The sequence below is a fragment of the Gillisella taibaishanensis genome, assembly GCF_001938985.1.
In the GTDB taxonomy this organism is placed as follows: Bacteria; Pseudomonadota; Alphaproteobacteria; order Rhizobiales; family Rhizobiaceae; genus Allorhizobium; species Allorhizobium taibaishanense.
On record NZ_MKIN01000019.1, the window covers coordinates 328,673 to 342,393 of the forward strand.

The window sequence follows — 13,721 nt, forward strand, 5'->3', positions numbered from 1 at the left end:
CTTACACCGGTCAATGACACGGCGGCCCCCTGAGCCGCTGGAGTCGCGAGGCGATCTGCTCCCGCGACATATCGGATAGATGACTCATGGCAGCGTGCCTGCCATGAGTGAATTAAAATCACGGATAATGATTAGACTTAAACTCACCTGATCCTAAGCGCGGCTCACGATCAACCAAGGCTCCGCGAAAGCGCAACCTTTGCTATCCCTATCTAAGCCGTGCGCCATTCCCGTCAAAGAAGAAGCTCTTGTCCTGCTGGAAGGTGAGATAAATCGTCTGGCCGCTCGAATAGTCGTGGCCGCCCCGTTGCTCGACGACAAGCGCCTGGCCATCCTGCAGGAAGCAGTAGAGATAACGCGTGCCACCGAGATATTCTGCAAAATCAATCACCGCCTTCAATGTGTTGCCGGGCTTATCCGACACCTGGATGTTCTCGGCGCGGACGCCGAGCACGACCTTCTGTCCGGCGGTTTCAACGGCTCCAGCAAGGCCCGGTGTGACAATGGCCTCTCCGAACTGGGCTTTGCCGTCGGCAAGCCACTTTCCTTCGATGAGATTGATGCGCGGCGAGCCAATGAAACCCGCGACGAAGACATTGTCGGGATCTTCGTAAACCTCACGCGGCGTGCCGACTTGCTCGATCCCGCCGTCGCGCAAGATGACGATGCGGCTAGCGAGGGTCATCGCCTCGGTCTGATCATGCGTGACATAGATCATCGTATTGCCAAGCGTACGATGCAACTTGGCAATTTCGACACGCATTGAAACGCGCAGTTCCGCATCGAGGTTGGAAAGCGGCTCGTCAAAAAGGAACACGTCCGGCTCGCGCACGATAGCGCGGCCGATGGCGACGCGCTGCCGCTGCCCACCTGACAACTGACCCGGTCGGCGATCTTGTAGATGGGTGATCTTGAGGATGGATGCCGCAGCCTCCACCCGCCGGGAAACCTCATCTGCCGGAGTGCCCGCCATCTTCAGGCCAAAGCCGAGATTTTCCAGCACTGTCATATGCGGATAAAGCGCATATGACTGAAAAACCATAGCAATGCCGCGATCCGAAGGATCGAGATACGTCACATCACGGTTTCCGATGGAAACCTCGCCGTCGCTCACGTCCTCAAGGCCCGCAATCATGCGCAGAAGCGTCGATTTCCCACAGCCGGACGGACCGACAAAGACGATGAACTCGCCGCCCTTGATGTCCAGGTCGATACCGTGGATGACATCGAGCGATCCGAATGACTTGCGGACATTTTCAAGCCGAACGCCCGCACTGGCCCGATCCAAGGCTTTCATGGCTGCCTCCGTCATTGCGCCTGAAACCAGACGAGCATCGCACCTGGCGCGCGGTTGTCCCACAGATGATAAGGTACAAGCCTAACCTTAGCGGGCTCCGCCTTGGGTGGGGCGCTACGGTAAAGCGTCGTGCCCCAGTCCTCAATCTTATTGCGCTGGACTTCGATATCAACCGCAAGCGCTCCATTGAGATCGTTCAGAACCGCCGTGCCTGCAATTGCTGGCGTATCAACAACGCGAACCGCGCTGAGGTCTGCGCCATTGTCTACTTCTTCGGCGCAATAGACGAGCGGGCCGCGCATCAAAGACACGCGGCCGGCATCCTGGCGCACCTTTGGATTGGCGTAGAGAGGCCGCAATTCCAACGGCAGTTCCAGAAGGACGGCATCGCCATCCTTCCATTCCCGCTCGATCCGCGCATAGCCGTCAATCTCGACCGATGAGAGATCAAGTGGCTCGCCATTGACCGCGAGCTTGGCGCCAGCCGCCCATTCGGGGATGCGTAACGACAGTGTGAACCGTGCTGGCGCTGCAAGACCAAGCGACAGAGCGATGGCGCCGTCATACGGATAGGCCGTCTTTTGGCTCAGCTGAACCTTAGCACCACCCGCAAGTTCAAAACTGGCGGAACTCTCACCATAGAGATGGACTGCAATCTCCTTATCGGAACCCGCGTACATATAGGAGCCGACGGAGGCGACAAGGCGGGCAATATTCGGCGGGCAGCAGGGGCAATGGTGCCATTTCCATCTGTGATGCTTGCCCGTCGATTCCAGCGGATTGTCATAGAAGAATGTCTTACCATCCATCGAAAGGCCGGTCAGCGCACCGTTGTATAGAGCCTGCTCCATGATGTCGGCAAAGCGGCGGTTGGGGCCGCGGCCCAGCATGCGGCTCGCCCAGAAGACCAGCGCGACGGAGGCGCAGGTCTCGGCATAGGCAGTGTCGTTGGGCAGGTCATAGTAGTCGGTAAAGCCTTCATTGCTGGCAGAGGGACCGATGCCGCCCGTGATATACATCTGCTTGGTGGTAAGGTCGTCCCAGAGGGTTTCCAGCGCCGAGGTCAGGCTGTCGTCCTGATATTCGGTCGCGAGATCCGCCATGCCGGAATAAAGATACATGGCCCGTACGGCGTGGCCGACGACCTTCTTCTGCTCCCGGACAGGAAGGTGGGACTGGCTGTATTCATAATTGCCAAAAACATAGGCTTTGGGTTCGCGCCCGTCACGCCGTGCCTCCTCATCGAAGAAATGCGGTTCGGTGCCACGCTCGTCGACAAAGAACTTCGACAAATCCAGGTATTTCTGGTTGCCCGTGACACGGGCTAGCTTGACCAGCGCCAGTTCGATTTCCGGATGGCCGCAATAGCCGGGCAACTGATCCTCACCATGGCCGAAAACCGTCAGCATATAGTCGACATAGCGGCACATGATGTCGAGGAATTTGCGTTTGCCGGTCGCCTGGAAATAGGCCACTGCGGCCTCAATCATGTGGCCGGCGCAGTAAAGCTCATGATGGTCCCGCAGATTGGTCCAGCGGCGGCCAGGCCTGATGCGCTGGAACCAGGAATTTACATAACCATCTTCCTGCTGCAGCTTCTCATAGAGATCGATGATGTCATCGGCGCGCTTTTCAAGCTCGGCATTGGGTTTGCGATAAAGCGCGTAGGCGATGGTCTCGATGGATTTTGCGAAGTCGCTATCCCAGAACATCTGCGTCGAAACCCGCGCCTTCTCCTCGGTTTCCGGCATGGTCGGGCTCATGCTGTGAAAAGGGATGACGACGCCCGGGCTCGGTTGCGTCACGTCGATCGCCTGCAGCATGCCCGCTGCGATGCAGCGGTCGAGCAGGATCGAGGCGGTCTCGTCGCAGACGGCATCTTGCCACTTGCCCCAGAAGCCACCGACGGTTACGGCCGGAACGGCCAGAGGGCGAAATTGCTTGTCACTCGAAGTCATCGAAACATCCTTCAGGTTATTTCACCGCGCCGGCCGTCAGGCCGCGCATGTAGTAGCGTTGCAGGAGCAGGAAAACGATCAGGCAGGGGATGATCATCACCACCACGCCGGCCTGAACCGCTCCCCAGTTGATCGAGCCCAGCCGGCCGACACGCACCGCCGTCATCAAAACGGGCAGCGTGTATTGGTCATTGCTGGAGAGAAAGATGAGAGCCGCGAGAAACTCGTTCCACGCGTTGAGGAAGGCGAAGATCGCCACGGTCGCAGCGCCCGGCATGACGAGCGGCAGAAGCACCCGCGTCAGGAGCCTGAGATCGCGAACGCCGTCGACACGCGCCGCCTCCTCGATCTCCTTCGGCACAGCGTCGAACGCATTGCGCATCATGAACACGGAAAATGGCAGCTGCAGCGTCACATAGACGAGGACAAGGCCAACCAGCGAATTGTTGAGCCCAAGCTTCGCCAGCATGATGAAGAGCGGCGTCAGGATCGACTGAAACGGGATCATCAAGGTTGCCATCAGCAGTACGAACAGCGCGTTCTTCAACGGAAAGCGGTAGCGAGAGAAGCCGTAGCCGGCAAACAGGCTGACGACGACTGTAATGACCACCGTGGCGAGCGACACGATGAGCGAATTAAAGGTGTGCTGCCAGATCCCGGCACCGAAGGAGTCAAGCGCGCGATAGGCGTCCAACGAAAAACCGCTTGTCGGCCAAGGTGGAATTGGCGGGTTCGACGCCTCCTGCCCGCGCCGGAATGAGCCCAGGAAGGCTATGATGAAAGGCGCTACAAACAGTAGTGAGAGGACGGAAGCGCTGCCGTGGAAGGCGACGTTCCCGAAGAAACGCCGACGCTTGAAGCTTTGACGGGCATTGGTCATGCGCGCTCTCCCTTATCACGCAACAGCCAAAGCTGGGCGACACTCAAGATTAGAAGAATGACAAGCACCACGATGGACAGAGCTGCGCCATAGCCGAGATTGAAGGACACGAAGGACTGATTGACGATGTAATAGACGATTGAGATCATACGGTTCTGAGGTCCACCGCTGGTCATAATGTAGAACTGGTCGAAGGCGAGGATCGATCCCGTGACAGAAAACACCAGGGCCAGCGCCAGCGTCTTGCGGATGAGCGGCAGCGTTAGATGGCGGAATCGCTGCCAGCGCTTGGCGCCGTCGATGCGGCTCGCTTCGACGAGTTCAGTGGGGATAGACTGCAGCCCGGTCAGAAGGATGATCATGGTGAAACCTGCAATTTTCCAAACCACCATGGCGATGATCGTCCAGAAAGCGAGATCGAAGGTCGCCAGCAGATTGACCCGACCGCTTGTCAGTCCCAGCATTTCCATCAGCGGAGAGAAAAAACCGCTATCGACGTTGGAAAGCCATGTCCAAAGCAGCGATGCCGAGGCAAGACCCACGACCACTGGAAGAAAGAAGAAGGTGCGGTAAACCGGTACCGCGCGCCGCTTCTGCTCAACCAGCATCGCCATAGGAAAGGCGAAGGTAAAGATCACGACGGTCACCACAATCGTATAATAGGCGGTGAAGCCAAGAGCGTCGAAGAAGCGCTGGTCAGAGAACATCCGCGTGTAGTTGCGTATCCCGATCCATTGCGGCGTGCCGAGTAGCGGCCATTTATGGAAGCTCATCCAGACGGTGAACCCGACGGGGAACACAAAAAACATCAGGACAAGGATCATGGCGGGCGCGATGAAAATCATGCCCTTTAAGGCTTCTTTCCTGCGCCTGTTCGGCGGGCGCATCCGTCCTTCGACGGTTTTGCGGTTAACTGTCATGGTCATGGAGCTCATATATCGTCGGGATGAGGGTCGGGAACCGGTCCCAGAGACCGGTTCCCGATGAGGCGCAAGTCGCCCCCGGGGAGAGGGAGAGAGGATCGGGGGTTTACTGCGCGTCGTCGATGATTTGCTGCATCTGTTCCTGTGCATCCGAGAATGCTTTGGTCTCATCGCCAAAGATTGCGGCGTGCGTGAAGGCGGCCCAAGGACCGTTGGCGCTGTTGATCAGGTCATTGAACTGCAAGGTATAGGGCGTCTTGGCTACAGCAATGGCATCGACGCCAACTTTCATGCGCGGATCAAGATCGGCGAGCACTTCCTGGGCGAGATCCCCGCGAGTTGGCAGGCTGCCATACTTCGCCATGATCTTCTGACCTTCGAGCGAATAGACATATTCGAGGAAGCCTTTGACCGCCTCCAACTTCTTCGTACCCTTGGTCACGACAAAATTGTCCCCACCCGCAAAGGAAGAGGGTTTGCCATCGACACTCGGGATTGTCGTCACGCCGAAATTAATGTCTGGGTGCTGGGTGATAAGCGTGCCGATAGAAAACGCGCCTAGCGACTGCTGACCGATCTTGCCACTGGTGATCGACAGGAAATTGGTCCCGCTGTCCGTTGCCGCGCCCTGCGGCACCAGATCCTTCTTGACCATGTTGCGATAGATTTCGACAGCCTTGTGCATCTGCGGCGTATCAAGCGTCGCCTTCTTGCCGTCCTGCGACAGGATATCTGCACCCGCGCCCCAGACGAGGGGGGTGAAGGTGAAAATCATGCATCCGCCACAGCTGCCGCCGGAGAAGTAGAAACCATAGGTATCCTTGCCCAACGCACGAATTTTTTCCGCATTCGCGGTGATTTCTTCCCAGGTTTTCGGTGCCTTTTCCGGATCGAGGCCCGCTTTCTTATAGAGATCCTTGTTCCACGCGAAGATCGATGTCTCGACGGACAGCGGCATGCCGTAAACATGATCTTGATATGTGCCGAGGCGGACATGTGACGGCGGGAGCGACTTGAAATAAGGCAGTGACCGAGCCCAATCCGTCAGGTCCTCCAGCTGCCCCGATGCCGCAAAGGATGGAGTGTAGATAAGGTCGAGCGACAGCGCGTCGGGGGCCTGTCCACCGGCAATGGCGGTAGCGTATTTTTGCACCAATTCGGAAAAAGGCACCTCGGTGAGTTCAACCTTGTCCTTGTGGCCGGAATTGAAGGCTTTCACCGTCTCCTTGAAGCTGTCACCGATACCGGAGCGGACCCACATTTGAATGGTATCAGCCCATGCGGCGGGCGCGAACAGCAGGGCTGCCAACGCTGTCGTGGCAAGCAATTTCTTCATGATATTTCCTCCCTTGACGGGCTCTCCTCAGCCCGGAAACATTGACGTCTTGTTCTTGCGCATATCCGGGCGGGAAACCGGTTCCCTCTCAGTCCCGGAAATGTTCTGTTTATTCATCGATTGGCGCGTGGCTGCAGGAGCCGCGTACCACCAGCGAACAGCCAAGCTTGCGGAGCCCGGGCTCCAATATCTGACCCTCGCCGAGAGCCAGTACCGTCAGCCCCGCCTGCCGGCCGAGCTCTTTCAGGTTCATATCAACCGTCGTCAGTGGCGGTCGGGACTGGGATGCCACGATTTCCCAATTGTCGAAGCCGACCACAGAAACATCGCCAGGAACCGACACGCCCAATTCACGCAAACCGTCGATCACGCCGCGAGCAATCATGTCGTTGCCGCAGAAAATTCCATCGGGCCTGCCGCCTTGCCGCCAGAGATCGAGGACAGCCTCCCGCCCTGACGATTCCGTCCATTGCCCGTACAGAACCGGCGCCCCCTCCCCCGCGAGTTTCCGGAATGCTTCAGCGCGCTCGACCGCAGCGATGAACATATCCGGACCGGTGATATGCACGAGCCGTGTACGACCGAGCGACAGAAGGTAAGCCACGGCCAGTTCCGCACCCTGCGCATCGTCAGATGCATAGGTGATGCTATTTGGAGGCCCTGCCGTAAAAGCATAGACGACCGGAACAGGAAGGTTGGATAGGTCGACTGGCAAAGCCCGATCGATCCGCTTGCCGGTCGCAATGATGCCATCCACCTGCTTGTCGAGCATCGCCTCCACATGAACGCGTGCGCGCTCTGGATCATCTTCGATGGCACACAAAAATACCGACACGCCCTTATCCACCAAGGCCTCTGAAACGCCCGCCATCAGCGGCAGCGTAAAGCGGCCATAGGTGTCATTCGTCAACAATCCGATCGTAAAGGAACGGCGAGACAAAAGACCTCTTGCCAACGCATTCGGACGAAAACCGATTTCTTCGGCAATCCGCTTGATCCGCGCCCGTGTGTCTTCTCCCATACGACCGGTATCGTTCAACGCTTTCGAGACAGTCGATACGCTGACGCCAGCAACACGAGCTAAGTCGTGGATCGTCGTCCGAGAACTTTTCTGTTCCTGCGCCAGCGTTGCCTCCCATCGCTTTATGACGTGAGAAAACCTTTTTCCATGGCACTAGTCAATATGAGAAAACGTTTTCTCAAAAATATTCTCAAACTGCAGCCGGAGCGCTGTATCCGGCGTTTCGGCAACCGTTCAGCGGCCGGCGCTGGGGGAGTAGTCACCCAGGGGCCTTGCAGCTTTCAGCAAAAAAGGGGCCGCCAATGAAACGAAGCTGGCTCAATGCTGTGCCTGCGTGAGGTCTGATGGCCGATAATGATTGGCACAAGAACCTCTTTGGGAAATCGATGACAACTTTTTGTAGCATCGCGCGTTCTTAGACACTTGAGATCTTTCAAAGGATGCCACCATGCCCCAAGGGTCAAAGTTCGAACTTCTTGCCAGATCAGGCTATGTCGCGCGCGGCATAGTCTTCTTGCTTGTCGCTGGCTTAGCGCTCCTCTCCGGCGTTGCGGGAGGAAAAGCAGATACCAAATCGGCGGTTTCGGAACTGCTTCAGCAGCCGTTCGGGCGAATATGGGTAGGTCTTATTGGGCTTGGCCTTCTCGGCTTCGTTGCCTGGCGTCTTGCCCAGTCACTCGCAGACAGCGATGGCCACGGACGAGACAAAAAAGCAATCGCTATCCGACTTGCGTTGCTCGGAAGTGCGGTCACCTACATCTTCCTGGCATTCTTCGCGCTCAACCAAGCATTTTCGGGCATAAGGGGTAGCGAAGGGGGCGGAGAGAAGGGCGTGGCGCAGTGGGTTATGTCGCAACCTTTCGGACCCTATATCGCAATGGCAATCGGCTTCGGCCTCATCGTTGGCGGTGTCGTGACCTCCGCGAAGGGTTTGACGCGCAAATTCGAGAGATATCTGCACCTTCCCGATACCAAAGGGATCCTCGGCATGGTCTGTGTCTACGGACTTGTGGCACGCGGGTTCGTTTTCGCCATCACCGGCGTTCTCTTTGCCTATGCAGGATTTACCGTTGATGCCGAGCAGGCAGGAGGTATGTCGGACGCTCTATTATCGCTAAGACAACTCCCGTTCGGTGCTGCCATATACATTGTCGTTGCAGCAGGACTGGCAGCTTTCGGGATCTATAATCTTGTTGAAGCACGGTACCGCATCGTGCGCGGGCCATCCGTTAGCGATGTAAAGCATTCGCTTTCCGAGAAACGAATTTGAACCTCATCCAGTCGCAGATCTGCGATGGGCACGGATGCTGATTACAAAAGCAGCCAATCTCTGGGTGGTGGTGCAGCAAGAGCTCCGACCTTTGAAGGTGATCGCAAGGTCGATACGCTGAAAGGAAAGCAATGCACCCTCATTCGCATCTTAGGGCATTGCTATCCTCCTGTCTGGCATCACTCCAGAATGCGCTGCGGACTGCTGATGCTTGCATACATTCCGCTGGTGCGAAAATCGCTTGGGTTGGTCCCGTAAAGTCGGCGGAAAACTTTGGAAAAGTAATTGGGATCGTCGAAGCCGCAGAGGGCCGAGACTTCCTTGATGGGCAAGTCTGCGGTCTTTGTCAGCAATTTCGCGGCACGCCGTAGGCGTTTTTGCAAAACGAATTCGGCAGGCGGCAGACCTTCGCTGGCCGCAAAGATGCGCGAAAAATGCGCCCGGCTGAGACCTGCCACTTTTGCGAGATCCGCTACGGATAATCGCTGATCGAGATTGTTCTCGATATGGCTGAGCACATGCTGCAATGAGCGATATTCCTGGGCGAAGGTCGGATGTGAACCAAACACATCGTCATAGAGAGCCATAGCCGCCTCGTAAGCGATAGCGGAGGCTGCTCCAGGCGTCTCACCGCCGGTGACCAGCCGGTGGCAGCAAAAAGCCAGATGGTCGATCGTTGCCGGCTGCAGTTTCAGCACAGGGCCGGTAATGGCGAGGATCGAACGATGGATCCGCAAAGCTTCCTCACCATTCATTGAGATCCAGAAAAACTCCCAATGGTCGCCGTTTTCCAACCAATAGCGGTGATTGTGCGGCACGACCACCAGAAGCGTTTCTCCTGGTTTTACCTGCATGGCGCGGCTCTCGTAGTGAAGGTTACCGCGCCCGCCGATCGTGTGCTGCAGGACCGTGAATGGCGCCAGCCCGCGCTTGCGGCCGTCCCAATCATACAGGCAGTTCTCACGAATTTCGTAGCCACTACTGGTCGGCATCGTGTGCAGTGACTGACGCCCTCGCGGCAGGGAAACCGTGCGCATGGCCGGGCCGGCTTTCACCAGATCATCGAGCACAAAATTACCCATTAAAGCATAATCCTTCTCTGTTCCCGTTTAGAAATATACGCATAATCGCTTTTCAAGGAGAAGCCCAACGGAGAGAAGAGGTCTGGAATCGTCATAAAGGCCGAGCCTTTAGTCGATTTTCGGCGCAAATTTGCGCGCCATACGTGCAAGATGCGTCGCATTTCTGTTGGATCCGATTTTAAGAGGAGGAGAGGACGAATGAGTTTCAAAATTGCTATTATCGGCGCCGGCAGTGTTGGCTTCACCAAGAAGCTCTTTACCGATATCCTCTGCGTACCGGAATTTCAGGACATCGAATTCGCACTCACTGATATCAGCGAGCACAATCTGGGCATGATCCGTGAGATCCTGGAGCAGATTGTCAAATCCAACAATTTGCCGACCAAAGTGACGGCCACTACGGATCGGCGCCGTGCACTGGAAGGTGCGCGCTATATTATCAGCTGCGTGCGGGTTGGCGGGCTGGAGGCTTATGCCGATGACATTCGCATTCCGCTGAAATACGGCATCGATCAATGCGTCGGCGATACGATCTGCGCAGGCGGCATCCTCTACGGCCAGCGCAATATTCCTGTCATCCTCGACTTCTGCAAGGACATCCGCGAAGTGGCAGCTCCGGGCGCCAAATTTCTGAATTATGCCAACCCGATGGCCATGAACACCTGGGCGGCGATCGAGTATGGCAAAGTCGACACGATCGGCCTTTGCCACGGAGTTCAGCATGGGGCGGAACAGATTGCCGAAGTGCTGGGCGCTTCGTCTGTCAAGGAACTTGATTATGTCTGCTCCGGCATCAACCATCAGACATGGTTTGTCGATCTCAGGCTAAACGGTCGTAAAATTGGCAAGGATGAGCTGATTGCCGCCTTTGAGGCGCATCCGGTCTATTCACAGCAGGAAAAGCTGCGCATTGACGTGCTGAAACGCTTCGGTGTCTATTCCACCGAAAGCAACGGCCATCTTTCGGAATATCTACCCTGGTACCGCAAGCGGCCAGACGAGATTACCCGCTGGATCGACATGTCCGACTGGATCCATGGAGAAACGGGCGGCTATCTGCGGTACTCCACCGAAACGCGCAACTGGTTCGAAACTGAATTTCCGCAGTTTCTGGAGCAGGCCAAGAAACCCATCGATCCGGCGCGTCGCTCAAACGAGCATGCGAGCCATATTTTGGAGGCGCTGGAGACCGGTCGGGTCTATCGCGGCCACTTCAACGTCAAGAACACAGGCGTAATCACCAATCTTCCGACAGATGCGATCATCGAGTCGCCAGGATTCGTCGACCGCTTCGGCATCAATATGGTGTCCGGCATCACGCTACCGGAAGCCTCTGCCGCAACCTGCATTGCATCGATCAACGTGCAGCGCATGTCGGTTCATGCCGCTGTGACGGGTAACATCGATTTACTGAAACTCGCCGTTCTGCACGATCCGCTCGTCGGCGCCGTCTGCACGCCAGAGGAAGTTTGGCAAATGGTGGACGAGATGGTCGTGGCCCAGGCTCGTTGGCTGCCGCAATACGCCGATGCGGTGCCTGGCGCCCAGGAACGCCTGTCGAAAGCGAAGGTGAAGACCCGCGATTGGGCGGGTGCTGCGCGCCGCCAGGTCAGATCAATTGAGGAACTACGGGCGGAAAAGGCCGCACTGAAGGCTACCGGCTGACGACCTGAGGCCGCCTACCAAGCGAGATCAGGATTGCGGAAAGAGGAGTTCTGCAATCATAAGATGACGAGGAGCGGCGCACCGGGGGGTGACGTCGAAAGGGAGGAATTGGTATGCTTCATCACCGAAAGATCAGCAGAATTGTGGCGCTTAGTCTCAGCGTTTCAATCTTTGCGCTTCAGGCTCAGGCCTTCGAGACCAGCACTCCCCCTGAGCCACCGCCTCTTCCAGCCCAGGGCAAGATCACCTACGTGGCGCGTGATTCCATCCTGGAGTTCAAGGCTTTGCCCTCCTATAGCGAGCCTGACTGGATGGCAGACAAATTCGAGAAAGCTGGCAAGTTGCCACCTTTGAAGGATCGTCTGCCGGAGGAGCCGCTCGTGTACAAGACAGGCAACATGCCGGATGGCGTGGGCGTCTATGGCGACACTATGCGCCACGTGATCGGTGGGCGCCCCGAAGGCTGGAACTATATCGCAGGACAAAGCCAAGGCTGGGGCGGTATCGACATCGCTCTCTCGGAATGCCTGACGCGCACGGCACCATTGTTCCAAGTCGATGCCAAGGATACCGAGCCCCTGCCGAACCTCGCCAAGAGTTGGGATTGGTCGACCGATGGCCACAAGTTGACCATGCATCTGGTCAAGGGTGCGAAATGGTCTGACGGCGTTCCCTTCACGGCCGATGACGTGATCTTCTATTGGGAAGACGCGGTGATTGATCCCAATGTTTCGCCGCTCGGCGGCGGTGCGTCGCCTGAAGCCTTTGGGGAAGGCACGACGCTGCGCAAGGTGGACGACTATACGGTGGAATGGACCTTCAAGGCTGCGTTCCCCAAGCAGTATCTCTACACCATGGCCTACCCCAACTTTTGCCCGGGTCCGGCGCATATGTTGAAGCCGAAGCATCCAAAATACTCCAAGAACACCTACGAGCAGTTCAGGAATGCCTTTCCTCCGGAATATATGAACATGCCGGTCATGGGCGCTTGGGTACCGGTTGCATACCGGCCAGATGACATCATCGTTCTGCGTCGTAATCCCTACTACTGGAAGGTCGATGAAAAAGGGCAGCAGCTGCCCTATCTCGACGAGATACAATACAAGCTGTCGACCTGGGCCGACCGAGACGTGCAAGCGGTGGCAGGGTCAGGCGATTTCTCGAACCTCGAGCAGCCGGAAAACTTCGTCGCATCGCTGAAGCGTGCGGCCGAGCCAAATGCGCCGGCACGCCTTGCTTTCGGGCCGCGCCTGATTGGCTATAATCTTCTGATGAACTTTTCCGCCAATGGCTGGGGCACTCCCGATGAGCGCGAACAGGCGGTGCGCGAGCTGAACCGCAATTTGGAATTCCGCCAGGCCGTGACCTCCGCCATCGACCGAAAGGCTGTTGGAGACAGTCTCGTCAAGGGTCCCTTTACAGCAATCTATCCTGGCGGCCTGTCCTCGGGCACCAGCTTCTACGATCGCCAATCGACGGTCTATTATCCCTACGATCTCGAAGCAGCCAAGGCGACGTTGAAGAAGCTGGGCTTGGTCGACACGGATAACGACGGCTTCGTCAACTTTCCCAAGGGGACGGCAGGCGGCAAGGATGTCGAGATCGTCCTTCTCGTCAACAATGGCTACGCGACGGACAAGAGCCTTGCCGAAGGTCTTGTCGGCCAGATGGCAAAGCTTGGGCTGCGCGTGGTGATAAACGCCCTCGACTCCAATCAACGTGACGCTGCTCATTACTCGGGACGGTTCGACTGGGCCGTGCGGCGTAATTCCACCGAACTGTCGTCGGTAGTGCAGAATACAGAGCAGCTGGCACCTGTCGGCCCACGCACGAGTTGGAACCATCGCGCGCCCGAGGGCAAGGAACTGGACATCCTTCCTTTCGAGCAGCAAATGGCCGATCTGGTCAAACGTTTCATCGCCTCGCAGGATAATGCCGAGCGTGCCGATCTGATGAAACAGTACCAGAAGCTCTACACCCAGAACCTCTATACGGTCGGTCTGACGGAATATCCTGGCGCGTTGATCATCAACAAGCGTTTCTCCAACATTCCGCCGGGCACGCCGATCTACATGTTCAACTGGGCTGAAGACGCGATTATGCGCGAACGGGTCTGGGTCGCTGCCGGCAAGCAGGGCAAGTATGAACTCTTCCCGCAGCAGCTTCCCGGAAAGCCGGGCGATCCCGGCCCGACCAAATGATCTCCTCCCTTATGAAAAACGCCGGCCGCGTGGAAAACGCGGCCGGACAAGCGGACAGATGGCCAAAGCGGCTTTCGACGGTGGAGAT

The 13,721-nt window shown here is 57.1% G+C and carries 9 protein-coding genes and 1 pseudogene; 3 read left to right on the top strand and 7 right to left on the bottom strand.

All coding sequences use genetic code 11. The features are described from left to right. Positions 1 to 208 precede the first annotated feature (208 nt). From BJF91_RS04950 to BJF91_RS04975, 6 genes and pseudogenes are all read right to left on the bottom strand, one after another. A complete protein-coding gene (locus BJF91_RS04950) occupies positions 209 to 1,297 on the bottom strand; it encodes an ABC transporter ATP-binding protein (RefSeq protein ID WP_075613432.1) in 1,089 nt (362 codons plus the stop codon). A gap of 11 nt (positions 1,298 to 1,308) precedes the next feature. After that, a complete protein-coding gene (locus BJF91_RS04955) occupies positions 1,309 to 3,255 on the bottom strand; it encodes a glycoside hydrolase family 127 protein (RefSeq protein WP_075613363.1) in 1,947 nt (648 codons plus the stop codon). 16 nt (positions 3,256 to 3,271) lie between these two features. Beyond that, positions 3,272 to 4,048, bottom strand: a pseudogene (locus BJF91_RS04960) (carbohydrate ABC transporter permease); the annotation flags it as partial. Between the two features lie 83 nt (positions 4,049 to 4,131). After that, complete coding sequence (locus BJF91_RS04965; RefSeq protein ID WP_075613433.1) at positions 4,132 to 5,055, bottom strand: carbohydrate ABC transporter permease; 924 nt, start codon at positions 5,053 to 5,055, stop codon at positions 4,132 to 4,134. 109 nt (positions 5,056 to 5,164) lie between these two features. Continuing rightward, a complete protein-coding gene (locus BJF91_RS04970) occupies positions 5,165 to 6,397 on the bottom strand; it encodes an ABC transporter substrate-binding protein (RefSeq protein WP_075613365.1) in 1,233 nt (410 codons plus the stop codon). Positions 6,398 to 6,503: 106 nt separating this feature from the next. Continuing rightward, the gene (locus tag BJF91_RS04975; protein WP_083943141.1) at positions 6,504 to 7,541 is read right to left on the bottom strand and encodes a LacI family DNA-binding transcriptional regulator; all 1,038 of its coding nucleotides are present in this window, start codon (positions 7,539 to 7,541) and stop codon (positions 6,504 to 6,506) included. A gap of 322 nt (positions 7,542 to 7,863) precedes the next feature. Here BJF91_RS04975 and BJF91_RS04980 point away from each other — a divergent pair, with 322 nt between their 5' ends. Beyond that, positions 7,864 to 8,685 carry a DUF1206 domain-containing protein gene (locus BJF91_RS04980; RefSeq protein ID WP_075613367.1) on the top strand — a complete coding sequence of 274 codons (822 nt, stop codon included), beginning with the start codon at positions 7,864 to 7,866 and terminating at the stop codon, positions 8,683 to 8,685. A 179-nt stretch (positions 8,686 to 8,864) separates the two neighbouring features. On the opposite strand, the gene BJF91_RS04985 is transcribed toward BJF91_RS04980, so the two are convergent. Next, positions 8,865 to 9,767 carry an AraC family transcriptional regulator gene (locus BJF91_RS04985; RefSeq protein ID WP_075613368.1) on the bottom strand — a complete coding sequence of 301 codons (903 nt, stop codon included), beginning with the start codon at positions 9,765 to 9,767 and terminating at the stop codon, positions 8,865 to 8,867. Positions 9,768 to 9,965: 198 nt separating this feature from the next. On the opposite strand from BJF91_RS04985, the gene melA reads away from it, so the two are divergent. Together melA and BJF91_RS04995 are read left to right on the top strand one after the other, a co-directional pair. Beyond that, positions 9,966 to 11,432 (top strand): alpha-glucosidase/alpha-galactosidase, encoded by a 1,467-nt coding sequence (gene melA, locus BJF91_RS04990; protein ID WP_075613369.1) that lies wholly within the window; start codon positions 9,966 to 9,968, stop codon positions 11,430 to 11,432. Between the two features lie 113 nt (positions 11,433 to 11,545). Then, positions 11,546 to 13,633 (top strand): ABC transporter substrate-binding protein, encoded by a 2,088-nt coding sequence (locus tag BJF91_RS04995; protein WP_075613370.1) that lies wholly within the window; start codon positions 11,546 to 11,548, stop codon positions 13,631 to 13,633. Positions 13,634 to 13,721 lie beyond the last annotated feature (88 nt).